Source organism: Corynebacterium sp. KPL2734, from assembly GCF_040225595.1.
GTDB classification, from domain to species: domain Bacteria; phylum Actinomycetota; class Actinomycetes; order Mycobacteriales; family Mycobacteriaceae; genus Corynebacterium; species Corynebacterium rhinophilum.
In genome coordinates this window covers 21,472-44,612 of record NZ_JBEHFO010000010.1, presented here as the reverse complement: position 1 = coordinate 44,612, position 23,141 = coordinate 21,472, and the positions used below count along the sequence as shown (strand labels likewise).

The 23,141-nt window shown below is 59.5% G+C and carries 24 protein-coding genes, 3 tRNA genes and 1 pseudogene; 11 read left to right on the top strand and 17 right to left on the bottom strand.

The window, feature by feature from the left end; translation table 11 throughout:
* Positions 1-16: 16 nt before the first annotated feature.
* Positions 17-1,045 (top strand): prephenate dehydrogenase, encoded by a 1,029-nt coding sequence (locus tag ABRP88_RS07870; protein WP_284771147.1) that lies wholly within the window; start codon positions 17-19, stop codon positions 1,043-1,045.
* Here the strand turns inward: ABRP88_RS07870 and ABRP88_RS07865 are convergent.
* The 8 genes from ABRP88_RS07865 to ABRP88_RS07830 all read right to left on the bottom strand — a co-directional run bounded on the left by ABRP88_RS07865 (position 1,042) and on the right by ABRP88_RS07830 (position 10,018).
* Positions 1,042-2,247, bottom strand: a complete 1,206-nt coding sequence (locus ABRP88_RS07865) for a trypsin-like serine protease (protein ID WP_349836876.1) — start codon at positions 2,245-2,247, stop codon at positions 1,042-1,044. The two genes, ABRP88_RS07870 and ABRP88_RS07865, sit on opposite strands and share 4 nt — an antisense overlap.
* Position 2,248: 1 nt before the next feature.
* A complete protein-coding gene (locus ABRP88_RS07860) occupies positions 2,249-3,178 on the bottom strand; it encodes a DUF418 domain-containing protein (protein ID WP_284771149.1) in 930 nt (309 codons plus the stop codon).
* 1,452 nt (positions 3,179-4,630) lie between these two features.
* Positions 4,631-4,703 (bottom strand) — tRNA-Arg (locus ABRP88_RS07855).
* Between the two features lie 168 nt (positions 4,704-4,871).
* A complete protein-coding gene (locus ABRP88_RS07850; protein WP_349836875.1) occupies positions 4,872-5,939 on the bottom strand; it encodes a GTP-binding protein in 1,068 nt (355 codons plus the stop codon).
* 52 nt (positions 5,940-5,991) lie between these two features.
* Positions 5,992-7,566: an SLC13 family permease gene (locus ABRP88_RS07845; protein ID WP_284771283.1), complete on the bottom strand. Its 1,575-nt coding sequence runs from the start codon at positions 7,564-7,566 to the stop codon at positions 5,992-5,994.
* A gap of 283 nt (positions 7,567-7,849) precedes the next feature.
* Positions 7,850-9,214, bottom strand: coding sequence for a magnesium transporter (gene mgtE / locus ABRP88_RS07840; protein WP_284771282.1), 1,365 nt, complete (start codon positions 9,212-9,214; stop codon positions 7,850-7,852).
* Positions 9,215-9,339: 125 nt separating this feature from the next.
* On the bottom strand, positions 9,340-9,663 hold the full coding sequence (locus tag ABRP88_RS07835; RefSeq protein ID WP_284771281.1) for a DUF202 domain-containing protein: 324 nt from the start codon (positions 9,661-9,663) through the stop codon (positions 9,340-9,342).
* Positions 9,656-10,018 carry a YidH family protein gene (locus ABRP88_RS07830; RefSeq protein WP_284784888.1) on the bottom strand — a complete coding sequence of 121 codons (363 nt, stop codon included), beginning with the start codon at positions 10,016-10,018 and terminating at the stop codon, positions 9,656-9,658. The genes ABRP88_RS07835 and ABRP88_RS07830 overlap by 8 nt, the downstream gene beginning before the upstream one ends.
* A gap of 91 nt (positions 10,019-10,109) precedes the next feature.
* Between ABRP88_RS07830 and ABRP88_RS07825 the strand changes: the two genes are divergently transcribed.
* On the top strand, positions 10,110-10,487 hold the full coding sequence (locus ABRP88_RS07825) for an NUDIX hydrolase (protein WP_349836874.1): 378 nt from the start codon (positions 10,110-10,112) through the stop codon (positions 10,485-10,487).
* A gap of 125 nt (positions 10,488-10,612) precedes the next feature.
* On the opposite strand, the gene ABRP88_RS07820 is transcribed toward ABRP88_RS07825, so the two are convergent.
* On the bottom strand, positions 10,613-10,816 hold the full coding sequence (locus ABRP88_RS07820; protein WP_296090786.1) for a hypothetical protein: 204 nt from the start codon (positions 10,814-10,816) through the stop codon (positions 10,613-10,615).
* Between the two features lie 198 nt (positions 10,817-11,014).
* Positions 11,015-11,103, bottom strand: a tRNA-Ser gene (locus ABRP88_RS07815).
* A gap of 120 nt (positions 11,104-11,223) precedes the next feature.
* On the opposite strand from ABRP88_RS07815, the pseudogene hisC reads away from it, so the two are divergent.
* Positions 11,224-12,277, top strand: a pseudogene (hisC, locus tag ABRP88_RS07810) (histidinol-phosphate transaminase).
* Positions 12,278-12,670 (top strand): phage holin family protein, encoded by a 393-nt coding sequence (locus ABRP88_RS07805; protein ID WP_284783664.1) that lies wholly within the window; start codon positions 12,278-12,280, stop codon positions 12,668-12,670.
* A gap of 26 nt (positions 12,671-12,696) precedes the next feature.
* Here ABRP88_RS07805 and ABRP88_RS07800 read toward each other — a convergent pair whose 3' ends face one another.
* Complete coding sequence (locus ABRP88_RS07800; protein ID WP_023016533.1) at positions 12,697-12,957, bottom strand: MoaD/ThiS family protein; 261 nt, start codon at positions 12,955-12,957, stop codon at positions 12,697-12,699.
* Between the two features lie 58 nt (positions 12,958-13,015).
* Between ABRP88_RS07800 and ABRP88_RS07795 the strand changes: the two genes are divergently transcribed.
* The 4 genes from ABRP88_RS07795 to ABRP88_RS07780 are packed head-to-tail and all read left to right on the top strand — an operon-like array spanning position 13,016 to position 16,083.
* Positions 13,016-14,152 (top strand): molybdopterin molybdotransferase MoeA, encoded by a 1,137-nt coding sequence (locus tag ABRP88_RS07795; RefSeq protein ID WP_349836873.1) that lies wholly within the window; start codon positions 13,016-13,018, stop codon positions 14,150-14,152.
* Entirely contained in the window at positions 14,149-14,628 is a 480-nt protein-coding gene (locus tag ABRP88_RS07790) for a MogA/MoaB family molybdenum cofactor biosynthesis protein (protein WP_284783666.1), read from the top strand. The genes ABRP88_RS07795 and ABRP88_RS07790 overlap by 4 nt, the downstream gene beginning before the upstream one ends.
* Positions 14,618-15,079, top strand: coding sequence for a molybdenum cofactor biosynthesis protein MoaE (locus ABRP88_RS07785; protein ID WP_284771273.1), 462 nt, complete (start codon positions 14,618-14,620; stop codon positions 15,077-15,079). Before ABRP88_RS07790 ends, ABRP88_RS07785 begins: the two co-directional genes overlap by 11 nt.
* Positions 15,076-16,083 carry a ThiF family adenylyltransferase gene (locus ABRP88_RS07780; RefSeq protein ID WP_349836872.1) on the top strand — a complete coding sequence of 336 codons (1,008 nt, stop codon included), beginning with the start codon at positions 15,076-15,078 and terminating at the stop codon, positions 16,081-16,083. The genes ABRP88_RS07785 and ABRP88_RS07780 overlap by 4 nt, the downstream gene beginning before the upstream one ends.
* Before the next feature lie 21 nt (positions 16,084-16,104).
* Here the strand turns inward: ABRP88_RS07780 and ABRP88_RS07775 are convergent, their stop codons facing one another.
* From ABRP88_RS07775 to ABRP88_RS07760, 4 genes are all read right to left on the bottom strand, one after another.
* A complete protein-coding gene (locus tag ABRP88_RS07775) occupies positions 16,105-16,353 on the bottom strand; it encodes a hypothetical protein (protein WP_349836871.1) in 249 nt (82 codons plus the stop codon).
* A 149-nt stretch (positions 16,354-16,502) separates the two neighbouring features.
* Positions 16,503-17,222, bottom strand: coding sequence for a hypothetical protein (locus ABRP88_RS07770; RefSeq protein ID WP_349836870.1), 720 nt, complete (start codon positions 17,220-17,222; stop codon positions 16,503-16,505).
* A gap of 361 nt (positions 17,223-17,583) precedes the next feature.
* Positions 17,584-17,742 (bottom strand): hypothetical protein, encoded by a 159-nt coding sequence (locus ABRP88_RS07765; RefSeq protein WP_296090758.1) that lies wholly within the window; start codon positions 17,740-17,742, stop codon positions 17,584-17,586.
* Between the two features lie 315 nt (positions 17,743-18,057).
* Positions 18,058-18,142, bottom strand: a tRNA-Ser gene (locus tag ABRP88_RS07760).
* A 128-nt stretch (positions 18,143-18,270) separates the two neighbouring features.
* Between ABRP88_RS07760 and ABRP88_RS07755 the strand changes: the two genes are divergently transcribed.
* On the top strand, positions 18,271-19,227 hold the full coding sequence (locus tag ABRP88_RS07755; protein ID WP_349836883.1) for an NAD(P)H-quinone oxidoreductase: 957 nt from the start codon (positions 18,271-18,273) through the stop codon (positions 19,225-19,227).
* A 29-nt stretch (positions 19,228-19,256) separates the two neighbouring features.
* Here ABRP88_RS07755 and ABRP88_RS07750 read toward each other — a convergent pair whose 3' ends face one another.
* The gene (locus ABRP88_RS07750; protein ID WP_349836869.1) at positions 19,257-20,510 is read right to left on the bottom strand and encodes an aminotransferase class V-fold PLP-dependent enzyme; all 1,254 of its coding nucleotides are present in this window, start codon (positions 20,508-20,510) and stop codon (positions 19,257-19,259) included.
* Positions 20,511-20,724: 214 nt separating this feature from the next.
* On the opposite strand from ABRP88_RS07750, the gene wzm reads away from it, so the two are divergent.
* Together wzm and wzt are read left to right on the top strand one after the other, a co-directional pair.
* Positions 20,725-21,576 (top strand): galactan export ABC transporter permease subunit Wzm/RfbD, encoded by an 852-nt coding sequence (gene wzm / locus ABRP88_RS07745; RefSeq protein WP_042404151.1) that lies wholly within the window; start codon positions 20,725-20,727, stop codon positions 21,574-21,576.
* Between the two features lie 56 nt (positions 21,577-21,632).
* Entirely contained in the window at positions 21,633-22,433 is an 801-nt protein-coding gene (gene wzt, locus ABRP88_RS07740) for a galactan export ABC transporter ATP-binding subunit Wzt/RfbE (RefSeq protein ID WP_237792304.1), read from the top strand.
* A gap of 3 nt (positions 22,434-22,436) precedes the next feature.
* Here wzt and ABRP88_RS07735 read toward each other — a convergent pair whose 3' ends face one another.
* Positions 22,437-23,102, bottom strand: a complete 666-nt coding sequence (locus tag ABRP88_RS07735; RefSeq protein WP_349836868.1) for a GNAT family N-acetyltransferase — start codon at positions 23,100-23,102, stop codon at positions 22,437-22,439.
* Between the last annotated feature and the right edge of the window lie 39 nt (positions 23,103-23,141).

The window sequence follows — 23,141 nt, the reverse complement described above, 5'->3', positions numbered from 1 at the left end:
TGCCACAATTGTCACCGTGAGTTCTCAAGATGTTCAACGCCCCATCTGCATTATCGGCCTCGGCCTCATCGGTGGTTCCTTGCTGCGCGATCTCGCGGGCTATAACCACGACGTATTTGGATACAACCACTCGACGTCCGCCGCTCGCACCGCAGTCAAGCAGGGCTTTGACGTCAATGATGACTTGCCGGCGGTGCTTAACCGCGCCGAGGTTGAAGAGGCGCTCATCGTGATAGCCGTTCCCATGACCGCGGTGGGTAGCGTCTTGGATGCTATTCAGGAACACGCCCCTAGCTGCGGCATCACTGACGTGGTCTCCGTAAAGACTCCCGTGCGCCAGCAGGTCTGTGACCGCGGCATGGAGGATCGCTACGTAGGCGGGCACCCGATGGCGGGTACCTCGAAATCGGGATGGGATCACTCCCAGACGGGGCTTTTCCGCCGCGCCGCGTGGGGAATTACCTACGATTACGCCGCTGAGTATGAGGCGCGCGGGGAAAAGATTCCTAAGAAATGGATTGAGACTTTTACGGACGTCGTGCGCATGACCCAGATGGTGCATGCAGAGGCCGTGCCCATCCGTGTGGCCAACCACGATGCGGCGGTCGCTCGCATTTCCCACCTGCCGCATATTTTTGCGGAGACTCTCGCCACGGTGGGCGATAATGGCGGCATTTTGGCGCAGTCTCTAGCCGCCGGTTCCTTCAAGGATGCGACCCGGGTGGCCGGAACCCGCCCGGATCTCGTGCGGCAGATGTGCGAGACCAATGCCCCGGCCCTGGTAGAGGCCTTGGATGAGGCGCTGGAGTTGCTTCACGATGCCCGGGAGAAGCTCGCCGCCCCCGAGCCTTCCATCGCCGAGCTTGCCGATGCCGGCTACCGCGCCCGCACCCGCATCGAAGCCAGGTCGGGCGCGCGCAAGGAATCGGTCTCCCCGGTCAAGATTTCCTCCCGCCCGGTGCTGCGCCTGCACCCCGGTGGCCCGAAGTGGGTGGCGCAGCTGCGCCAGACCGAATCCTTGGGCGGGCGCATCGAGATTTTTTAGCGGCGCGACGTGCGGGCGGCACCGTTGCCAGCACCGGTAGCGAAGGTGCGCGCAGCCGCCGCGGCACCGATAAGGCCAATGGCCGCTACCGTGAAGTAGATCCACGGGCGGTCGCCGCTGGTCTGCGGCGTTGCCTGCGGGGTAGGCGTGGTCTCCGCGGTCAAGATGGCGTCCTTATCCTTGCCGCTGATCACGCCGTCTACCCAGTCCTTAGTGCCGGCGAGCGTGGTGATAGCCGCGCTTGGGGAGGGCAAATCCGGGTCCGCATTGGAAGTACCCGCGGTAGCTAGGCCCGCAAGCTTTCCGCCCACGAAGAACGGTCCGCCGGAATCGCCACCCTGCATGCCGGCATTACCGGTGGAGTGGACATCGAGGATCGGGCTGCTGATCATCGGGGCCATGCCGCCTTGGCCAGGCTGCATTACTTCCCCACCGTTGCCGTCAGGCTTGACAATCTGCGGCTGCTCGGCGCCCGGCTTGGTGCCACCCGGCGAGACCACCTTGGGCTTATCCGATCCCGAACCAGATCCCGGCATCTTGAAGCCGGGCATGGCCTCTTCGGCGGGCACGGATTCGTAGCCTTCAGGGACCTTCATGCCGGCATCCGGCTTGGAGCCGCCCGGCATCTTGAGACCGGGCATGGCTTCCTCAGCTGGCACGGACTCGTAGCCTTCCGGGGCTTCCTTGCCGGCGCCTGGCTTCTGTGCGGCGTCATCGCTTGGCCCGCCGCCCAGGATTTCGGAGACCTTCATCTCTGTCATCGGCAGCTGGCCCTTGCGCGCCATGGAGGAGCTGCTGCTCCAGCCATATAGGGTGCCAAGGTCGCCGGTCTCGGGAATATCGGTGGAGATCTTGGCCGGTTTGATATCGGTTACGGGCTCGGTGAGGTGGAGCAGTCCGGCATCGGAAAGCGGGGATAGCGCCCACGAATCCGCGTCATAGACCTTGTCTCCCAGGCGGGCCTGGGTGCCTTCATTATTGACGGATTGCAGGCAGTGGCGGGCGGTAAGCACCCACTGCTTATCCACCAGCGTGCCGGTGCAGTCGCCGAAGTTGCCTATCCGGCCCATCTTGAGCGCGGCGACGGTCCGGGACTCGGCGTTATCGGGGGCGGGTTCGCCGTGCTCAAGGGCGCTGGCGGGGGCCGCCAACATCCCGATGATGCCGGCGGTGGTCAAAGCGGTAGCAAATTTACGCGACATGTTAGTCCTTCTTTCCAGCAGGAACGGCGAGTTTAACGGCGGAGGAGACGGCCTTTTCGAGGGGGCCTTGGCCCAGGAATTTCCGCCAGATGGTGGCGAGCACGAGGAATAGGCCAATAAATGCCCATGCCCACGCGGTGTTGTGCAGTGAGATGTTGCTTTGCCAGTAATAGGCGGAGAGCACGTGCAAGACATAAACGGTCAGGGACATCGTGCCCATTGCGGCCAAGGGGTAGACGAGCTTGGGTACCGCGCTGCCGATGAGCAGGCACAGGTGCAGCACCACTGCTGCCACTGCAACGGAGAGCAGGATTTCGCCCGCTACGCCGGTGTGGCCGGTAAAGCGCAGCCAGCTGGGAATATCCGGCTCGAAGCGGAAGTAGGTGCCAACCGCGGCAATCACCGCGCTGACTGCGGTAACAATCCACTGCAGCGCCGTGCGGAAGCTACCTGGGCGGATGTAGACCTCAAAGAGCAGCATGCCGGCGATGAAATACGCGATCCATGCCAGCAGCGGATAGACCTGCGGCAGGGTAAACGGCGCGTAGTGCACGGTTGAGGCGATGGCGGCGACGAAGAACAGGGCCAGCTTCCACCACATGTTCAGCGGTGGCACCCAGGAGACCACCATCATGGTGATACCCATAGCAACGAGCACGACCTGAATCTGCCCGCCAACCGGGAGCAGTGCCAGTCCGATAAGCGTAATGATGGCGCCACGGGCAATCAGGCGCAGCAGCGTCTGTACGGAATAGTTCTTGCTAATGAGCATCATCGTCACGCCGGCGACGATGGCAAATAGGGCGGCCGGAAGGCCCGACAATATGACCTTGGTACTCCATACCAACGAGGCCATGTGCAAAATAATCATGCCAATAATGGCAAGTGAACGAGCCAAATCCAGCCCGACGATGCGCGATGATGTACTCACCTAGCACTCTCCTTCACGATGTGATGGGACGCAGCGGTCTCCACCACGGCCCATGTTTTTAACGACTCTCTTTTTCTACAACGGAAGTCTGGGAGGTTGCTGTATCAACACTTTACATGTTCTGTACCTTATAAATGCCATCATTGGCCTGGTCAATCCCACGGGCCCACTTTCCTGCGAACCACGCAGGATCGCACCCAATCTCCCGGCCTCAACGCGCTCCGGAGGAGCCCGCCGTAGCTCGCATCACTGGCGACTACGCGCAATTAATTCACCCCAGAAACCCGCACCTACCTGCTATTTTGCTATAGCTAATCGATTGCCCCTCCATACTTATACCCTGATAATTTCTTTCCTGCCAGGACGCTTCCTGGCACCTATGAAAAGCGCACAAACTGTCTGGCAAATGAACACGAAGTTGAGCCACTCTTCGTTTCTCCCTTCTAAGTCAACCGAGGTTCCATCCACTAGTGTGGAGTATCTGTAACCCGTGGTAGGGCCTGACCCTCAGAAAGTGGAGACACCACGCTACCGGACGCAACCTACTGGGAGAGGAGCTTGAGGTTTGGAAGATAAAGACCGCGAAAACCGGGCCTCCAATAAACAACCGAGCCGAAAAGCCACTAACCGGATTACTCTCCCTTACGGAGGTTATTGGCCTTGCGCCAGACTGCGTAAGTTCCCGCAAGGAAAATAACCGCTAAAACTCCGGCAACCCTAAAATAAAATAAGCCGTTTTCTAGCCTGCAGAAGATGTCTGACGATGAGGTAGAATCCGTCTCAGCCAAGGTCTTAGCAACATATATCGCATTCAACCCGCCGATAGCATAACCGAGACAGAGCAACAGTGATACACAAATCGTAATCTTTAGCAGAACCTCTAAGGATGAATTACGTGACACTGTTCTCCTTTATATTCTCCCATTACAAGTAGACGTGCACATTCGGCATTGCCCTTAACGTCAAAATTTTGAAATCCGTCATCGTGCGCATGACCGAAGGAACAATCATTGTGAGTTTTACCTTTGCGCGCCACATGGATCCCGTTTTCGTCCCTGTTTTGGCAGTTCCCACCAAAGACAGTTTTGGCCCCTTCTTGTACCCCCTATACTGTTTCCGCTTGAGCCATTCCGGACAAGGCAGGAAGTAGCAGCAGAGAAGACAGAAGAGAAGCGGCAGTATATAAAGTTTTGTCCACAACTACCCTTTCTGTACGCGATAACTTACTTAAAGTAACATAAATTGACTTTCGTGGTAATGATTGTCATTATCTAGATTCTGGCGCACATTACGTTATTGGCAGTTCAGGTCTAGGCTCGGATAATGGACACATCGAAGCTCGGGCCTTTTGCCGCTTAGGCTACATGCCTCGCCCACCCCCGAAAATAAACCTGGAAATAAAAAATCTCGAGGCACCGCCTTGGGAACGATGTCTCGAGATTCGAAATTTTGTGCGCCCGGAGGGATTCGAACCCCCAACCTTCTGATCCGTAGTCAGATGCTCTATCCGTTGAGCTACGGGCGCAGTCCGTTGTGAAGCAGTGCGTATGCTCTGCTGTGCAACGAGAATTTACTATACCCACGGACCCGAAAACTAACAAATCGCCTGTACAGAGCCGTGTTCGGCGGGATAGCCAGGGGCGTATTGTTCACCCACCGTTCACGCTTTAGCTCGGTGTGGAGGGCAGGAAGGCTATACGAGGGCGGAGGCTTCGGCATCGGAAAGCAGGGCGTCTTGAAAGGCTTGCAGGGTGGATTCGTGATCGAAGTCGATGCCGATGAGCACGAGCTCCGTGCCGGGGGTTACGCCATTGGCGGCCCATAAAGAGGCGGGCATGATCTGCAGGTTGGGTCCGGCCTGCTGCCAGGCGTGGGCCACGCGCAGGTCGGTATCGATCCAGCAGTACCCTTTGGACCGCACGAGGCCCGTGCTTGCCCGGAGGGCGGCGATGAGGCGCTCGCGATTAAACGGACGATCGGCACGAAAGACGACTGATGAGATGCCGTATTCCTCGGTTTCTGGCGTATGCGGGTTCGCAAGCTCTTCGGCGTAGCCGTGATAGGCGGCTGCGGTTGCGGCATTGAACAAATGCGCATCGAGAACTAGCCCCGGTTCGATTACCCCGTGGGTCACCGGCACCACGCGAGCCCGCGGATTCATGACGCGGACTGCGGCGATGACGCGCTCGGTTTCGGCAGCATCGACAAGATCGGTTTTGGTAATGAGGATAAGGTCGGCGAATTCGACTTGATCCACTAAGAGATCGGAAATGGTGCGGTCATCTTGGGGCGTAGCCTCGATGCTTTCGGAGACGAGGCTGCGGCCGCGGCGCAATTGGTTTAAGAAGGCAGAGGCATCGACGAGGGAGACCATGGTGTCGATAGGGGCGGCATCGGCAAGCGTGGTGCCATCGGCAAATTCCCACTCAAAGGTGGCAGCCACGGGCATGGGTTCGGAAATGCCGGTGGATTCGATGACAATCTGATCAAAGCGGCCGGAGCGCGCCAGCTTGTCCACGGACTCGATGAGGTCTTCGCGCAAGGTGCAGCAAATGCAGCCATTCGACAGTTCCACGAAGCGATTCTCGCCGCGCTCCAGATGGCCTTCGCCAGCGACGAGGGCGGCATCGATATTGACCTCAGAAAAATCGTTGACGATGACCGCCAGCTTGCGCCCCTCCCGGTTTGCGAGCAGGTGGTTAAGTAGCGTGGTTTTTCCGCTGCCTAAAAATCCGGACAGCACGGTAACAGGTGTAGCCATCCTTTAATGGTAACGTTTTTCATTAAAGGATGGCTATTGAGGGGTTTAGCGCCTAGACCGCCAGCCCGAAGATCGGTACCGCCAGCAGGAAGACGGTAAGGGTGATGAGGAAGATACCAATGACGTTGAGGCCAACGCCGCCCTTGATCATCTCGCCAATCTTGACGTAGCCGGAACCGTAAGCGATGGCGTTCGGCGGGGTTGCCACCGGCAGCATGAAGGCGCAGGTTGCGGCCAAGGCGACCGGGATGGTGAGCAGCAGGACGTTGATATCGCCTTCGGTGGTCAGGCCCACGCCCACGGCGACACCACCCATGATGGGGATGAAGGTGGCCGCGGTGGCGGTATTGGAGGTGATCTCCGTCAAGAAGAGGACCAGGGCGGCCACGGCTGCGACGATGAGCACGATGGGCAGGGAGCTGAGCCCCTTGGCCATCTCACCAATCCACAGGGACAAACCGGAAGAGTTGAAGGCCGAGGACAAGGAGAGGCCACCGCCGAAGAGGAGGAGGACGTCCCACGGCATTTCATTGGCGGTCTTCCAATCCAGCAGGCGGATGCGGCGCTCCGAATCGGCCGGCAAGATGAACAAGAGAATACCTGCGGCGATGCCGACGATGGCATCGTCATAGTTATCAAAATCGCCAAGGACGATGGGCAGGGATACCCAGGCCAGGGCGGCCAGGACGAAGATGATGCCGGTCATGATCTGCGGGCGGGTCCATGGGCCCAGGGCCTTGATTTCATCGTTGATGAGCTCGCGGCCGCCGGGAATTTCGGTCATTTCCGGCTTGAAGATGGTAATCAACAGCACCCATGCGATGAGCAGGAAGGTTAGCGCCAGCGGCACGCCGACGGCCATCCAGCGGCCAAATCCGAGGGTAACGTCCCAGGTATCGGCCATGTACGCATTCAAGAAGGCGTTGGGCGGGGTACCAATCAGGGTACCCAGCGAACCGATGGAGGCGGAGTACGCGATGCCCAGCATGAGGGCGGTGGCGAATTTCTTCTGCTTATCCCAACCGCCAACAGTCTCTGCGGTAAGTGCCAGCACGGAAGTACCAATCGGCAGCATGACCACGGCCGTTGCGGTATTCGATACCCACATGGACAAAAAGCCGGTGGCCAGCATGAAGCCCAAAATGAGGCGGCGCGGCGAGGTACCGATGAGCTTTACCACATAAAGTGCAAGGCGGCGGTGCAGGTTCCAGCGCTGCAGCGAGAGCGCGATAAGGAAGCCACCCATGAACAAGAAAATGGTGGCAGAGGCATACGGTGCGCCGACTTCCTTAATGGTGCCCACGCTTGCGAGCGGGAAGATGACCAGCGGAATCAGCGCGGTGGCCGCCAGCGGGATGGCTTCAGTCATCCACCACACACCCATGAGGATGGTCACCGCCGCAACGGTGCGGATGGCGCTTAGCGTGTAATCGGCCTCCTCATCCACACCGGTGGACTGCTGGACAGTCTCGATGGCATTTGAAGGGAAGATGAAAAATACAAGGATGGCTAGGGCGAGGCCGATGAAAAGGCCAATGAACTGGCGGCGCCATTCATTGCGCGGGGCACCGGGATCCTCAGCGCCCTCTGATTGGGCGGTAGATTCGTGAGTATGCGGGGTGGTCATGCCGCGAACTCCTTCGCTAGAGAGACTTTTAGCAGGGCGGGGGTGTGAAAGCTCTGTCAATTACCAGCAATCGAGCCGGATCCTTGGTGCATCCCGAACATCATTCAGTCCGTGCAGAGCATGCTAAGACCCTACAAAACATTTGCATCAGAAACCACAAACTTTACTGAATTCACCCCCACCACTTTCAAAATTCACACACCGCAGCTACTCAAAATGTGAAATCTTCCCCACCGATCTGCCACCCCCGCCCGGCAGATCAGGCTCCATGGGTAAGGAGCCCCTATAAGCCGAGCACCGACTTGGCGATGAGGAAATAGATGATAAGGCCCGTGGCATCGCAGAACGTGGAGATAAACGGATTGGAAAATACGGCAGGGTCCGCGCCAATGGTCTTTGCAACGATGGGCATCAGCCCGCCCACCGTGGCGGATATGGAACAGATTAGAAACAGCGTCGAGCCAATGACTAGGCCAATATCCACGCCGTAGACCACCGTTGCCAGGCCAAGTCCGGCCAAGCCCAATACGGCGCCAAGCAGCATGCCCACGCGGAGCTCGCGCCAGAGGACGGCGAGGAGGTCGCGCCCGCGGACATCGCCAAGCGCCAGCGCACGGGTCACCGTCGTTGCCGCCTGATTTCCCGTATTACCGCCGGTACCGGTCAGCAGCGGGATAAACAGGGATAGCACCACGGCCTGCGCCAAGGTGTCCTCGAAGGCGTCTAGGACCCGCACGGTGAGCAGCGCGGACACCGCCAGCACCAGCAGCCACACGATGCGGGACTTCACCAGTTTCAATAGCGGCGTGGACAGGTAGGGCTGCTGCAGGGCCTCGGTACCACCGGCGCGCGCGGAGTCCTCGCTATCCTCTGCCTCGACGATGTCAATGGCATCGTCCCAGGTCAAAAGGCCTACCAGGCGGTCTGAATCATCCACGATGGGCAATGCCAAAATATCGAGCGGCAAGAACCACCTGGCGGTGGCTTCCGCATCATCATTGGCATTGGCGTAGATGGGGCTTTGCATGATGTCCCCAATCGTGGTGCCGGCCTCCGCGGTAAAAATCTCCCGCAGCGTCACCACACCCACCAAGCGGCGGTCCGCGCGGGTAATGGGCACCGCATAAATGGTTTCTAGCTCATCGGCCTTCGCGCGCAGGGTCCGCAGCGCTTCCTCCACGCTCATTTCTGGATGGATGCCGGGGACCTCGGGCGACATGCGGCGGCCCACAGAGCCCTTGGTGTAGCCCAGGACAACCCCGGTGACATCCCGCTTCGATTTGGTAAGCGAGCGCAGCAGCCGATCCGCAATCTCCGCCGGCAGCTCATCCAAAAGGGCCACGCGGTCTTCCGGCTCGAGTTCATCGAAGAACTCATAGACATCAGCATTGCCCAGCTCATCGATGATATCGGCCTGGTGCTTGGCGTCCAGGGCATCAAATACCACGATGGATTTACGCCGCGGCAATAAGCGCAGGGCCAGCGCGGCGCGGATGGCATTTTGCCGCTCGACGATGGCGATGAGCTCCTGCAGCGGCACCTCATCAAGCAGCGCCTGCAAGCGGGGCGCTTTTTGCGGGTCAATGGCAGAATCCTGCTTCAACCATGCCTCGACCGTATCGCTGGCCTGCTCAGTAGTATCCGCCATCGCCGTCACCTTGCCCTTCTCGCCCCTCATACAGCGGCGCCGGTGGCCACAGTAATTGATATAGCCTCACATAGATTACGCGTATCCCCCATCAGCACACAGCACTGCGGCGGAAAACTTTGTCTTTAGGCAAAAACACCCCACAAAGCAAAGGCTGCGAGCAGGGAGACCAGCCCCGCACCACCGGCCAGGACGGCGGCGCCGGGGAGGTGGCGGTGGGTGCGCAAGGAGGCATCGACAAGCGATGCCCGCTTCCGCACCGCCACGATCAACACCAGTACGCCCGCCGCGAGCACCAGCAACGGAAGAAACACGCTGACGCTGACCACCCGCATAACCCCCAGGAGGATTACCGCCAGCGCGAGGATGGTGCGCTGCCACGATAGGCGGGTGCGCTCGGGCTGCAAGCCGGGGTCAAAGAGTTCCCCATGTGGCTGCGGGCTAGACAAGTAGCTCGCCTACCAGCAGGACAGCCGCGATAACGACGATGGTGCCCACAAGCACTGGGATGGCGATGCTGAAGGGCAACGGACGCTGCTGCCGCAAGGCGCGCTCGGCCCGCTTCCATTGCACCCACGCGACTATCGGCAGCACAATCGCCACTACCAGCATGAATGCGGAGACCACGGTGCGCAGGGTCGCCGGCAGCGGCACATCGAAAGCTTCCAAGGCCACTCCCCCGGCAATCAGCGCGAGCGAGGTGCGAATCCATGCGAGGAAGGTGCGCTCATTCGCCAGCGTAAAACGCGGATCAGGGTCGCTTCCCACCCCAAATACCGAGCGGGGAAACCTCGAATCGCTCATGCCTTCCTACCTTATATTCAATGCGCGGCCTTAGCGCGATAAGCCCGCGCCCCTACCCGCCGGCCGCGGCCGCCTCGTTATGATCGGGGCCATGATTGAAGTCGCAGCCATCGTTTTCCGCAATTCCTTTGGCCATGTGCTTGGCGTACGCAAGGCCACATCCACAAAGTTCCAGCTGCCGGGCGGCAAGCTAGAAGAAGGCGAAAGCCCAGTCCAGGCCGCTGCGCGCGAGGCGGAAGAAGAAATCGGCGTGCAGGTACGCCTACCTGAACTTACCGAGCTCGGCACCTTCACTGCCCCCGCCGCCAATGAACCAGGCCACACCGTCCGCGGGCATATCTTTACCTACCCGCGCCCCGTCATCGCCCACGCCACGGCCGAAATCGCCGAAACCGCTTGGATCGATCCCGCCGACCCGCAGTGCGAGCTCGCTGACTTACTGCGCAACGAGGTTTTTCCGGCGCTTTAAAGTGGTCAAGCCCTCGCATCGGCAAAGGAAACCACACCTACTCCCCGCCACCTGCGCCAGGGCAGAATCGTGAACCAGTGATCACGTAACAGTCACCCTGGGGTAAACGGGGTGCGGTGTACTACCTATTTCGACTGACGCCCTGCATTCTCAGCCCACACGCGCACTCCCACAGAAGCAGCAGTCAGAACAACAATGAAGATGGTTACTAAGCCGATGCCTATTACATCAGTCAGCCACAAAATAAATACCACCAAAGAGGCGACTGCTAAAGCGAGCAAAACTCCGATTTTTATTTTCTTTGCTTTATCCATAACTCCATTATCCACGATTGGAGTTTCTCCTTTTTAAAGAAACCTCCTTGATCTCCAAAAGTGCCCGCGGAGAATACTCGTATCCCCGCGTGCAGGATAGGGGCCTAGCTCCAGTTTGGTGGCCACCATATTTTTTCATTTAAGCCGCTAAGTGGACAGTCCGTCAAAGCGACAAAACAACGAAATCCCGAGCGCAATTGCCCGGGATTTGTGTGGCGGAGATGAGAGGATTCGAACCTCCGGACCCCAGAAGGGTCAACTCCTTAGCAGGGAGCCCCATTCGGCCGCTCTGGCACATCTCCAAGTTCAGAAAGAACCGTAAAAGACAATACCTGCCGCATGCGCCACGGCCAAACTAACCCCCTGGTTTTGTCCCCGGTTTTCTTCCACGCGCGCAGGAAAGACGACCTAGAGTAGTAGCCATGATTCGCTCCGACTTACTCGCCATCCCCGGCTACGTGCCCGGCGCGCGCCACGATGATGCCCCTCAAGCTCTCTTCTAATGAGGCCACGCAGCCACCGCTGCCTGAGGCCGCGGAGGCTATGGCCCGCGCCGCTGCCGAGGCCAATCGCTACCCGGATATCGCAGCCACCGAGTTGCGTGAGGATCTGGCCGAGCACTTAGGCGTGAGCTTTGACCAGGTTGCGGTGGGCACGGGTTCTTCCGCGCTGTGCCAGCAATTGGTGCAGATAACCACCGCGCCCGGTGAAGAAGTGATTTTCCCGTGGCGTTCTTTCGAGGCTTATCCCATCTTTGCCCAGGTGGTGGGCGCACGCCCCATTCCGGTTCCGCTCGATGCGGATCAGCGTGTGGATTTGGCCGCGATGGCGGAGAAGATTACCGCGGATACGCGCCTAATTTTCGTCTGCAATCCGAATAATCCTTCCGGCACCACCGTAACCAAAGCGGAGTTCGCCGAATTTATGGACGCGGTGCCAAGCGATGTCCTCGTTGCCCTCGATGAGGCCTATATCGAATACAACCGGAATGCCGATACCCCGCTGGGCACCGAACTTTTTGGCGCTTATCCCAACGTGGTTTTCCTGCGGACCTTCTCCAAGGCCTATGGTTTGGCCGGCGTGCGCGTGGGCTATGCCTATGGCCCAGAAGACGTCATCGCAGCGCTGAATAAGGTAGCGATTCCCTTTTCCATCAATGCCGTGGCCCAGGCCGGTGCCCGTGCCGCGCTAGCAGCGCAGGATTCGCTGCGCGAGCGCACCGAAGAGACCTGTGGCCAGCGTCAGCGCGTGGAAAAGGAACTGGCAGAATGGGGCGTTCCCCACTCGGAAGCCAACCACGTATGGCTGCCAGCAGCGAATATTGAAAAGCTAGGAACACCACAGGAAGTGGCCGCGCGCCTGGCCGCACACGGCGTGCTCGTCCGCGCCTTTAGCGAAGGCATACGCATTACCATTACAACCGAGGAAGAAACTAACACCCTGCTGCAGGCATGGAACGATACCGTAGGAGGCTAAATGCGCTCGTTGACCAATTTTGCCCTCAACGTGGTCGCCATCGCGATTGCGCTCTGGGTCGTAGTGGGTATTATTCCCGGGATTTATATCACCCCGGATAAGCTGGGCAATTTCATTGCCGTGTCCATTGTTTTCATCATCATTAACGCGGTGGTCATGCCCGTGCTGCGTTTTATCGGCGCCCCACTGACCTGCCTCACCCTCGGGCTATTCGCGCTCGTCATCAACGGCGCCGCCCTGCTGATCGTGGAGTGGACGCTTAATACCTTTGACTTAGGAATTGGTCACCTCGTGGTCAATTCCTGGGGCTCTGCAATCTTCGGCGCCATCGTCTTGTCCCTGGTCAGCAGCCTGGTCAATTTCTTTACCAGCCCCCTGCGCAAGCCGGTCTAAGGCACCGGCTGGTCTAAAGGCACGGGTTATCCCCCAGCGAAAGGTGGCAGCACGTCAACGCGGGTCACGCCCATCAGCGGCGAATCCGCTTGGGTGTTCCCGGCGCCATCGATAAGAAAGTTGCAGCGCCCCAGCACCTCTTTCATGCTCATGCCGGCTTCGGTGGTGCCGGTGTGGTCCTTGCCCAGCTGTTCTATGAGCTGGCCCAAGGTGGTGGGCGCTTTTACCTGCTCCGAAGCTACGCCAGCCGCGGCACGGGCGGCGGCGAAATAGTGAACGGTCAACATGCTTCCTACTATGCCCGCAGGCTTCGAACGTGTCGAACTCGCGGGTAAACTTGGCTCTATGCGCACTCCCGAAACCCACGCACATGAGGTCGCGGCAGCCCTCGGCCCGCGCGAAGCCATCTCCCAGCCCCTAGGGCAGGCACAGGAGATGGTCCTTGCCGCCGATGTCTATACCGCCTTCCCCTCGCCGCGCTTTAGCAATTCCCAGATGGATGGCTACGCGCTGCCCGCTACCGCAGCCGGCTCGTACGAGGTGGGCCCCACCATCGCCGCAGGCGCGGATCCCGCCGAGCTGCTGGATGGCCCCTTGCGCGCTGCCTGCCCCATCATGACTGGGGCTAAGGTCCCAGAGGGTACGGCAGCTATCGTGCCGATTGAAAAGTGCCAGCCGCAGGAGTTCCTCCAGCCGGGCGAGACCATTACCGTCCCCGCCACTGAAGAGGGCCAATTCATCCGCGGGACGGGTACGGATCTTGAGCAGGGCGCTCTCCTGGCCGCCAAAGGCCAAAAGCTCACCCCGGTGCGCCTGGCCGCGCTGGCCTCCCAGGGCATTGAGGAGGTCAGCGTTTATCGTCCCGCCCGCATCCTCGTGTGCACCGGCGGCGCGGAAATTGGCACGGGTATAGCTGCTATTCCCGATGCCAATGCGCCGCTCATCTCCGCTATGGCCCAACGTGCCGGCATCGAAGTCGCCGGTTATGTCACCACCGATGATGATCCAGAGGTACTCACCCGCGCGCTGGAGGAGGCCACGCAGGACTACCGCCCCGATGCGATCGTCACCTCCGGCGGGATTTCCGCGGGCAAATACGAGGTCATCCGGCAGGTGCTCACCGGCTGGTTCGGACACGTGGATCAGCAGCCCGGCGGACCGCAGGGCATCGCCAGTTTCCACGGCACCCCGGTCATCTGCTTGCCCGGCAATCCGATTTCCACCATGGTGAGCTTCCGCCTCTTTGTTGCCCCTACCCTGGGCTGGGCGCCCGCGGCATATCGCGTGCCAATCGCGCACGCCATCGAGGGGCTGCCCCACAAGGATCAATTCCGCCGCGGGTACGCCGATGCGCAGGCCCACGTTACCGGCGGCGCTAGCTCCCACCTGTTAGCCCAAGCCGTCGATGCCACCCACCTCATCCGCATTCCTGCCGGTAAGAACCTCAGCGCAGGAGAAGAAGTAAAGGTCTATCCCCTATGAGTTCTGCTCGCACCGCCATTGTTTTAGTCGCCTCCACCCGCGCCGCCGCCGGGGTCTACGAGGATCGCTCGGGCCCCATCGCGGTAGATTTCTTGCGCCGCAAGGGCTTCGACTGTCCCGCTGCCCGCGTGGTGTCTGATGCCGATATCGCCGCAGCGGTGGATCAGGCCTTCGCCGAAAAGCCTGCGGTCATCCTTACCTCCGGCGGAACCGGCCTGACCCCGGATGATCTCACCGTTGATGCCGTCCAACCCCACCTCACGCGGGAGCTTCCGGGCATCGCCATGGCCTTTTGGAATAAGGGCCTGGAGACTATCCCCACCGCGGTGGCCTCGCGCGCGGTCGCAGGCGTCAATGACACCACCTTTGCCATGACCTTGCCCGGTTCTACCGGCGGGGTCAAAGATGGTTGCGCCGTGCTAGATGAATTAATCGTCCACATCGTCGATATGTTAGAAGGAAAACATGAGCACTGATCCTTCTTATGTCGCCGCGCAAACTGGGCTTACTGTCGGCGCTATGCTGACCGAGCAACCCCTCGAGCCCCTCCTTGCCACCGCCAAAGCTGAGGTCATCACCCCAGCCATGGGCGCGGTGGTCACGTTCGAGGGCATCGTGCGCGATCACGATGGCGGCCGGCCCGATGTCACCCAGCTAACCTATACCGCACACCCCAGCGCCCCAGAAAAGCTGCGCGAGATTGTCGATGAAGTGGCAGGCCAACACCCCGTGCGCTTGTGGTCGGCCCACCGCACCGGCGATCTACAGGTGGGTGATCTGGCTTTTACCGTCGTCGCCGCCTCTGCCCACCGCGGCGATGCCTTCCGCGCTGCGGAGGCCTGCGCCGATCGCGTCAAGGCCGAGGTGCCCATTTGGAAAGAACAAAGCCACGGCGATGGCTCCGTCAACTGGGTGGGCCTCGAATGAGCATCCGCTATGCCCGTCAGGAGGCACTGTGGGGTGATAAGGGCCAGCAGAAATTGGCTGACTCCCACGTCGCGGTCATCGGCGCGGGCGGGCTTGGCTCACCGGCGCTGCTCTACCTTGCAGGGGCCGGGGTAGGCAGCATCTCGCTTTTCGATGACGACCTCGTCTCCCCCTCCAACCTCCACCGGCAGGTCATTCACACCACCGCCGCCATTGGCACCGCAAAGACTGGGTCAGCCGCAGCGGCGGTGCGGGCCCTCAACCCTGAGGTGGAGCTCATCTGCCACGGCCGCCTGGAATCCGCCACCGCCCTCGAGCAGCTGCGCGGCTGCGACGTGATCCTCGATGGGACGGATAATTTCGACGCCCGTTACCTGTGCTCATGGGCCGCCCACAGCCTAGGCATTCCTCATATTTGGGCTTCTATCCTGGGCTTTGATGCGCAGATGAGCGTCTTTTGGTCCGGCAAGGGCCCTGTGTACGAGGATGTCTTCCCCACCGCCCCTGCCCCAGGCGAGGTTCCCTCGTGTTCCCAAGCCGGCGTCCTGGGCCCCATCGTCGGCACGGTAGGATCCGCGATGGCCCTGGAGGCTTTGAAGATCATTACCGGCGTCGGCACCCCACTTATCGGGACGCTCGGTTACTATGAAGCGCTATCCGGGGCCTGGGAGTATATCCCCATCCGCCCCACCGGCGCACAGCCTACCCAGCCAGCCGATGCCCCCGAGGTCCGCGAGATCCCCGCGCACGCCCCGCTTATCGATGTCCGCACCGACGCCGAACGCGCCCGCGCCACCATTCCTCATTCAACGCATCTGCCCCTCGACCGCATCCTCGCCGGCGAGAACCCGGACATCGGCCAGGCCGATGCCGCCATTATCTACTGCGCCAGCGGCATCCGCTCCGCGCAAGCCGTCCACGCGCTGCGCGGCCGCGGCTACGAGCAAGTTGTTTCCCTGCGCGGCGGCATTAACGCGTGGTTGGAACAGCACAATATATCCTAAACCAGCCGGGCGATGGCCCTTCTAGCGCCTTTGCTTGTCTTCCCTGCCGCGAACAAAGATGAACCAGATGAGCGGCCCCAAGAAGGGAAGGGCAAAGGTAGCGGCGATAAAGAGCACCTTGGCCGCAATCGTGTACCCAGAAGCGATAATAGAAATGACCGCCGCAATCAAGAACGCGACGAGCAAAATAATGGGAAGGAACCCAAGGAACCACCACGTGTCATTAGGGTTAGTGGATTCTGCTGCTACATAAAGTTCCGAGGTACTCATGATGTCCTTTCGTCGAGCATTTTTATCTCTGGGACAAAGCCAGCATCACAACCACACCTGACTTGCCCTGTACGTTTCCAAGATTAATTCTGCGCCGCACTAGGCTCGTCATCCCCCGGTATGAAATACCGCAGCAAAATCAGACGGATCTAAGAGGTCTTCCGGTGCCCCGTCATTTCTAGATTCGCGTTGTCGCCGTCCAAGGTGAGGTTTCCCGTCAGTTCCTGCGTGGCCACAGCACCCGATTCGCCCTCCCCATGGGCACGCCACGTTACGGTCACGGTATTGTCAGTCCACTCCAGCTGATTAATATGCCTGCGTGCTGGCTCCATTCCATTACGAGTCCAGTCTTCTACCTGGGTAATGTAATTCAGGTCATTGTCATAAATGAGCAAATTATCTGGCCAGGCCACCCCGCCTTGATCGCAGACATAGGTAATGACAGCTTCGTCTTTGCCATCGCCGTTGATATCGGCGTAAGCACCCTTAGGGGTTCCATCCTTGTTGAGCTTTAGCCCGGCGGCAGCATTGGGATATCCAGTCTTTAAGTGCTCGGGCAAAGTCCCATCCACCAACGTGCCGGCGCCATGGTCACACAACGCTGGTACCCACAGCGAGTACAAATCCTCGACTGGGATGATCTTATTCTCCCCAGAACCTGCTTTTTCCTGGGCCTTTTCCGTCACTGTCGCGGTGCTCAGTTCTTTCGCGGAATCCCCGTCTCCAGCACCTTTATCATCCGTGTCTGAAGGGGCGGTTTCTTCGCTGGCATCTGAAGTTGCGCTAGATCCGGTGAAATTCGGCTTGCTATCGGCATTATTAGACTCATCGGAATTAGAACAACCGGAAACAAAAACGACAGCAGTCACTGCAAGGATCGCGCAAGGAGAGGTGAGAGATTTAGGCATAAATGCAGCATACAGTGCTAGGGCGGCTAGGTTCGCGGCAATAGAGGTAAAAATGAGAATTGAGCAATCTGACCGTAACCAGAAGCTACCTAACTATCGCCTTGTTGTGAGTGACTTTTGTGGAGGAAGTAGAGGCTGACTACCGGTCAACACTGGCGAGACAAACCGCTCCACTACCGCAGCAACAGAATCCCGTTCTGTTCCTACACAAGTTTCTAATGCATATTAGTTTTCCACCATCGCTAGAAATCAAGATGGGTCAGCACATGAATGAACCCCGAGACCATTTGGTCTCGGGGTTCATTCTCTCGGTTCTTAAATCTTAGAAGCCGAGGATGGAGCGGGTAAACTCGTTAACAGCGTCCGGAACCAAGTAAGGCACCTGACGGAAGAACAGGCTTGCCTGCTCAAGAGCGTCCCAGCCGGTGGAGACTGCGGAGTGTGCTGCTTCCTGTACGTTGGATACGATGTCAAGAATCATTTCAGAATTCCTTTCGAGGTTGGAAAACTCTTATACGCGTTTCCGCGCGCAATAATCATTGTATGCGGCAAGGTGCGGTAATGTGCAACTTTTCAGAAGGCGGTTTATAGATTTGTTAGAAAATAATCGTCCTGGGATTTAAACGATCTGCGTTACATATTCTTTCTTTCTAAAACTTTCGCGCAATAAATTTTAGTTTCAAAGATAATCAGGGTAGCAGGAAAAGCGTTCCACGATTTTCGCGTTCTAGACAAAAATGAGCCATACAGACAAGACAAAACCCCTAGTCAGTCAGGACTAGGGGAATGCTCTCTGCGGAGACGGCGGGATTTGAACCCGCGGAGGAATAAACCTCGCCGGTTTTCAAGACCGGTGCATTCGGCCGCTCTGCCACGTCTCCATCGTGCCGAAGAGGCAACTTGGTTAGCTTACTAAACAGTCCCGCGCGAATCACATTGCCCCACGAGGAAATGGACGTGGCGCACACCACACCTCCTCCATTACATTGGCGGTATGAGTGCTACACAGATGAAGGCAATCGTTCAGACCGATCCTGATACCCCACGGTCGCTAGAGCTGCAGGACGTAGACGTTCCTGAGCTGCGATCCGGCGAGGTACTGGTGAAGGTAAAAGCCGCGGGAGTCAACCGCGGCGATATTCTGCAGACGATGGGCGCGTACCCGCCGCCACCAGGGGCATCGGAAATCATCGGCTTGGAAGCTGCGGGCGTGATTGAGGATGCCGGCGATACGAATTGGGAAACCGGCACCGAGGTGGGCTGTTTGCTTGCAGGCGGCGGCTATGCGGAATACGTCGCCGTCCCGCAGGGTCAACTGCTTCCGCTGCCCAAGGGATTTAGTTTGGAAGAAACCGCGGCCGTGGTTGAGGTCGGCTGCACCGTGTGGTCCAACCTGGGCATCGAGGCGGGCCTGCACGAGGGCCAGCGCGTGCTCATCCACGGCGGTGGCGGTGGCATCGGCACCTTTGCCATCCAGGTAGCAAAGGCGCTGGGCGCTGAGGTGGCGGTTACCGCCGGATCGCAGGAAAAGCTGGAGCGCTGCCGCGAGCTCGGCGCGGATATTCTCATCAACTACAAAGAGCAGGACTTCGTCAACGAGCTCAAGGGCAGCTGCGATGTCATCCTGGATATCATCGGCGCAAAGTACCTGGAAAAGAACATGAAGTGCCTGGCCAAGGACGGCAAGCTCATCATCATTGGCATGCAGGGCGGCACCAAGGCGGACATCAACCTGGCCCCCATGCTGCCGAAGCGCCTGACCATTCAGGGCACGACGCTGCGCGCGCGTGACTTGGACGATAAGGCGGAGATCGTCGCCGGCACCATCAAGAATGTGTGGCCCATGCTGGAGGATGGACGCGTCAAGCACGCGCTGCATGGCACGTACCCGCTTGCCGATGCCGCCCAAGCCCACACCGACCTCGACAGCGGCGAGGTCACCGGCACTCTGGTCCTCACGGTGTAGTTTCCCCAGCGCGCCTTGCTTAGGCGAATTTAGGCGAGCGAGGCAACGACGCGCACGAGGTGCTCGATATCGTGGTGGGTATTAAACGGACCTAATGCCACGGTAACGGCACCACCGATCTCTTCCACGCCCATTTCCGTCAGCAGCGGCGTTTGCGGAGCCAGGGTGGTGACGAGCCCATTATCAAAGAGGCGCTTGTACACCGTCTCCGCGGGCACGCCCTGGACCGCAAAGGTAAGGCGCGGCAAGCGATTATCGGAAGCGCCCGCCGCCGCCTCGCCGGTAACACCCAGGATGTGTACGGCGGGAAGCGTGCTCAAAAATGAGTACAGATCCGCGCGCAAGTCCTCGAGGTAGGCGCTCAAGGCAGTCATGGACTTATTAAGCCGCACCCGGCGCGACCCCTTATCCCCACCAGCCAAGGCCGCAAGGTGGTCTACCAGTGGCCCCACGCCACCGGCCAAGCCAGAAGAAACCGGGGTCTCTAGCTTGCGCCCATCTTCCTTGGAATAGATGGGGTTTAGGGCATCCAAACGGCGGAGCATGCGCGTATCGCGGAAGACCAAGGCGGCCATTTGCGGCCCACCAAGCAGGCCGATGTCGATGCCTACGATATCCGCGCCCAGCTCATCGAAGCGGATGGGGCGGTAGGGCGCGATTGCGGAGACATCGAGAAGCGTCCAAGCACGCGAGCGCCCCCGCACCGTGTCAATGATCTCCTCTGCCGGGGATACCGTACCCAACAGCTCATGCGCGGCGGAAAAGGAGACGAGCCTGGTAGAGCCATCGACAAGCTCCGCGAACTGGAATCCCGGCAATTCGCCGGTGCCAAGATCTGGCTGTGCCCAGCGAATATCGGCGCGCACCTCAGAAAAAGCCGAATACAGCGTAGGCGGATCCAGCTTGGACAGCACCACCGAGGAATTGCTGCCCAATAGCGGGCGTGCCGAGCGCGCTAAGGATTGGTACAGCACGGGCAAAGATGGGCCAAGGACCACGCGGTCCGCCTTGGAACCGGTGAGATCCGCAATTGCCATGCGCGCTGCCGCATAATTGCCATCGCCTGCCAGCCGGCCCGGCTCCGGCGCGGCCGAGTGGGCGCCGCCTGGGCCTTCTTGCGTCGCTACAGCCGTCGCCATCCTGAAGGACCGGGCAACGCCGGAGGTCACACGCTCCGAAATTTGGGGCACCGCGTGCGCGTTGAGGTACGTCCAGCCATCAGATAGCCCGGTGTACAAACCTCGCGCACTAAAGACGTCATAGTGTGCCGAAGCTGCTGGCATTAGGTCCCCTTCTTCATCGCACTGAACAACTGCCACCACGTGGCCGTCGATTCCCTACTGTATACGCGTTTGGCTTCAGTTTCCCAAATCTGAATTTTCCCTGGGCATCACTGTTTTCGCAGGCTAGCGGCGTGTAGTTCCCCGTTTGCCCAGCACGCGCGCTAGGGTGTTGGGCGTGCAAGATAACAATCAACTGCGCGCTGATATCGCCCGCATGACCTCCCAGCCAGAAGGCGAGGCCGTTCCAGCGTCCCAGTCCATGACTCTCAAGGCTGCTTTCGCGGACCTTACGCGGGGTGCACAGCAGCGTGAGCTGTGGTTCAAGCTGGGCCTGCAAGATATCAAGCAGCGCTACCGCCGCTCTGTCCTTGGTCCGTTCTGGATCACCATCGCCACCGGTGTGATGGCGCTTGCCTTGGGCCTGCTGTATTCCATGCTTTTCCAGATTCCCGTCGCGGAATTCCTTCCCCACGTCACCGTGGGCCTTATTATGTGGACCTTTATCTCGGGCTGCATCAAGGAAGGCGCCACGGTCTTTATTGAAAATGAGGGACTGATTAAGCAGCTTCCCGCCCCACTTTCGGTGCACGTGTACCGCCTGGTGTGGCGCCAAACGCTGTTTTTAGGCCATAACCTCATCATCTGGCTCTTGCTCATCATGATCTTCCCGCGCAACCTGGGCTGGGAGTTCTTCCTCTTTATCCCCGGGCTGCTGCTCCTGCTCATTAACGGTGTGTGGGTCACCATGTTCTTTGGCATCATCGCCACGCGCTTCCGCGACGTTGCCCCGCTGCTAGAAGCCCTGACGCAGCTATTGTTCTACGTCACCCCGATTGTCTGGATGACCAATACGCTCAAGGACCAAGGCGGTGCGGTGGCAGACCGCGCCCGCATCGCGGAAATCAACCCGCTGTATCACTACCTGGAAATCGTGCGCGCCCCAATGATTGGTGAGCCCGTTGCCGCCTACCACTGGTGGATCGTCATCGGCTGCACCGCCATCGGCCTGTTCATCGCCGGGCTAGTCATGCGCAAGTGGCGCTTCCGCGTGAGCTACTGGGTATAGCTTCCCTTCCTTTACTCCCATCCCCACCATGAGGCTCGTTGAAAGGATAAAAACTGATGGTCTCAATCGATACGTATAACGCGTGCGTGGACTTTCCCATCTTTGATGCCAAATCCCGCTCCCTAAAAAAGGCCATGCTTTCTACCGCGGGCGGTGCCATTGGGAAAAATGACCACAACACCGTGGTGGTTGAGGCGCTGCGGGATATTAACCTGCACCTGCGCGAAGGCGATCGCGTCGGGCTCGTTGGCCACAATGGCGCCGGCAAGTCCACCCTGTTGCGCCTGCTTTCCGGCATCTACGAGCCCACACGCGGTACTGCCGATGTCCGTGGGCGCGTTGCCCCCGTCTTTGACTTGGGCGTAGGCATGGACCCGGAGGTATCCGGCTACGACAACATCATCATCCGCGGGCTGTTTTTGGGCCAGTCCATCAAGCAGATGAAGAAAAAGATGGATGAAATCGCGGAGTTCTCCGAGCTGGGCGATTACTTATCGATGCCCCTGCGCACCTACTCCACCGGTATGCGCGTGCGCCTGGCGCTCGGCGTGGTGACCTCCATCGAGCCGGAAATCCTGCTGCTGGATGAGGGCATCGGCGCCGTCGACGCCGCCTTCATGGCCAAGGCCCGCGTGCGCCTGCAAGAGCTGGTTAAACGCTCCGGCATCTTGGTCTTTGCCTCCCACTCCAACGACTTTTTGGCGCAGCTGTGCAATACCGCGCTGTGGATCGACCACGGCGAAATCCGCTCCGTGGGCGAGGTATCTGAAGTCGTGGGCCAGTACGAGGGCCCAGAAGTAGGCGAATACGTCCGCGATCTGCGCCAGCGCTTTGAGGGCGAAGAGGCGGCTGGGTAGAAGCTAGCGCAGCATCCCCAGCAGCTGCTGGCTCAGCCCGGAAACCTCCACGTGCAGGTCATCCGGGCGCTTGTAATTGGGGGCCTCCACGCGCGCAGTCACGTGCCGCTGCGGACTATTCTCCGGCCCCGCCTTTTCTTCTCCTTCAGAAACCACCTGGTAGCCCAGCTTCTGGCTCACCCGCGCCGAGGCCTCATTCTGTGCCACCCAGCTCGTGGTCATCGCCTGCGCGCCTAGGTAATCCAGCCCAAAGGCCACTACCGCGTGCCGGATGAGCGTGCCCACACCCTGGCCTTGGAACCGGTGAAAGACCCAGGAGCCCGTCGCAATTTCTCGCGTTGCAGCAAAGTCCTCCGCCCGCGCATCGATGGTGCCCAGGATTTCTCCCGAATCTGCGTCGCGCACGATGAAATCCAAGGACCATTTCTCTGGGCGCAGCTGCGCCCGGTTGCTCCACCGGAACTGGGCCGCCGCTGACGGAGTATTCATCCTGGGATTAAAGAGCCACGGAAAGGCGTAATCCGGAATGTCTGCGCCGTAGATATCCTCTGCCGCCACACCGGCGATTGCCGCAATATCCTCATCGCGCATTACGCGCAACTCCACGCCAGGGTGGGTTGTATTGCCCGCGCGTATCGTCGGCCCGAACGGTGGCCACATGCTTTCCATAGGCAGTCAGCTTAGCCCACGCGGAGTGTTTATCCGCGG

Excerpts from the sequence above, each read along its gene's own strand:
- ABRP88_RS07755 (WP_349836883.1), top strand. The coding sequence starts at position 18,271 with ATGAAGGCAATCGTTCAGACCGATCCTGATACCCCACGGTCGCTAGAG.
- ABRP88_RS07775 (WP_349836871.1), bottom strand. The coding sequence starts at position 16,353 with ATGAGTACCTCGGAACTTTATGTAGCAGCAGAATCCACTAACCCTAAT.
- ABRP88_RS07845 (WP_284771283.1), bottom strand. The coding sequence starts at position 7,566 with ATGACCACCCCGCATACTCACGAATCTACCGCCCAATCAGAGGGCGCT.
- mgtE (WP_284771282.1), bottom strand. The coding sequence starts at position 9,214 with ATGGCGGATACTACTGAGCAGGCCAGCGATACGGTCGAGGCATGGTTG.
- wzt (WP_237792304.1), top strand. The coding sequence starts at position 21,633 with ATGGTCTCAATCGATACGTATAACGCGTGCGTGGACTTTCCCATCTTT.
- ABRP88_RS07800 (WP_023016533.1), bottom strand. The coding sequence starts at position 12,957 with ATGTTGACCGTTCACTATTTCGCCGCCGCCCGTGCCGCGGCTGGCGTA.
- ABRP88_RS07865 (WP_349836876.1), bottom strand. The coding sequence starts at position 2,247 with ATGTCGCGTAAATTTGCTACCGCTTTGACCACCGCCGGCATCATCGGG.
- ABRP88_RS07750 (WP_349836869.1), bottom strand. The coding sequence starts at position 20,510 with ATGCCAGCAGCTTCGGCACACTATGACGTCTTTAGTGCGCGAGGTTTG.
- ABRP88_RS07805 (WP_284783664.1), top strand. The coding sequence starts at position 12,278 with ATGCGCTCGTTGACCAATTTTGCCCTCAACGTGGTCGCCATCGCGATT.
- ABRP88_RS07830 (WP_284784888.1), bottom strand. The coding sequence starts at position 10,018 with ATGAGCGATTCGAGGTTTCCCCGCTCGGTATTTGGGGTGGGAAGCGAC.
- ABRP88_RS07825 (WP_349836874.1), top strand. The coding sequence starts at position 10,110 with ATGATTGAAGTCGCAGCCATCGTTTTCCGCAATTCCTTTGGCCATGTG.
- ABRP88_RS07790 (WP_284783666.1), top strand. The coding sequence starts at position 14,149 with ATGAGTTCTGCTCGCACCGCCATTGTTTTAGTCGCCTCCACCCGCGCC.
- ABRP88_RS07780 (WP_349836872.1), top strand. The coding sequence starts at position 15,076 with ATGAGCATCCGCTATGCCCGTCAGGAGGCACTGTGGGGTGATAAGGGC.
- wzm (WP_042404151.1), top strand. The coding sequence starts at position 20,725 with ATGACCTCCCAGCCAGAAGGCGAGGCCGTTCCAGCGTCCCAGTCCATG.
- ABRP88_RS07850 (WP_349836875.1), bottom strand. The coding sequence starts at position 5,939 with ATGGCTACACCTGTTACCGTGCTGTCCGGATTTTTAGGCAGCGGAAAA.
- ABRP88_RS07765 (WP_296090758.1), bottom strand. The coding sequence starts at position 17,742 with ATGATTCTTGACATCGTATCCAACGTACAGGAAGCAGCACACTCCGCA.
- ABRP88_RS07795 (WP_349836873.1), top strand. The coding sequence starts at position 13,016 with ATGCGCACTCCCGAAACCCACGCACATGAGGTCGCGGCAGCCCTCGGC.
- ABRP88_RS07785 (WP_284771273.1), top strand. The coding sequence starts at position 14,618 with ATGAGCACTGATCCTTCTTATGTCGCCGCGCAAACTGGGCTTACTGTC.
- ABRP88_RS07735 (WP_349836868.1), bottom strand. The coding sequence starts at position 23,102 with ATGGAAAGCATGTGGCCACCGTTCGGGCCGACGATACGCGCGGGCAAT.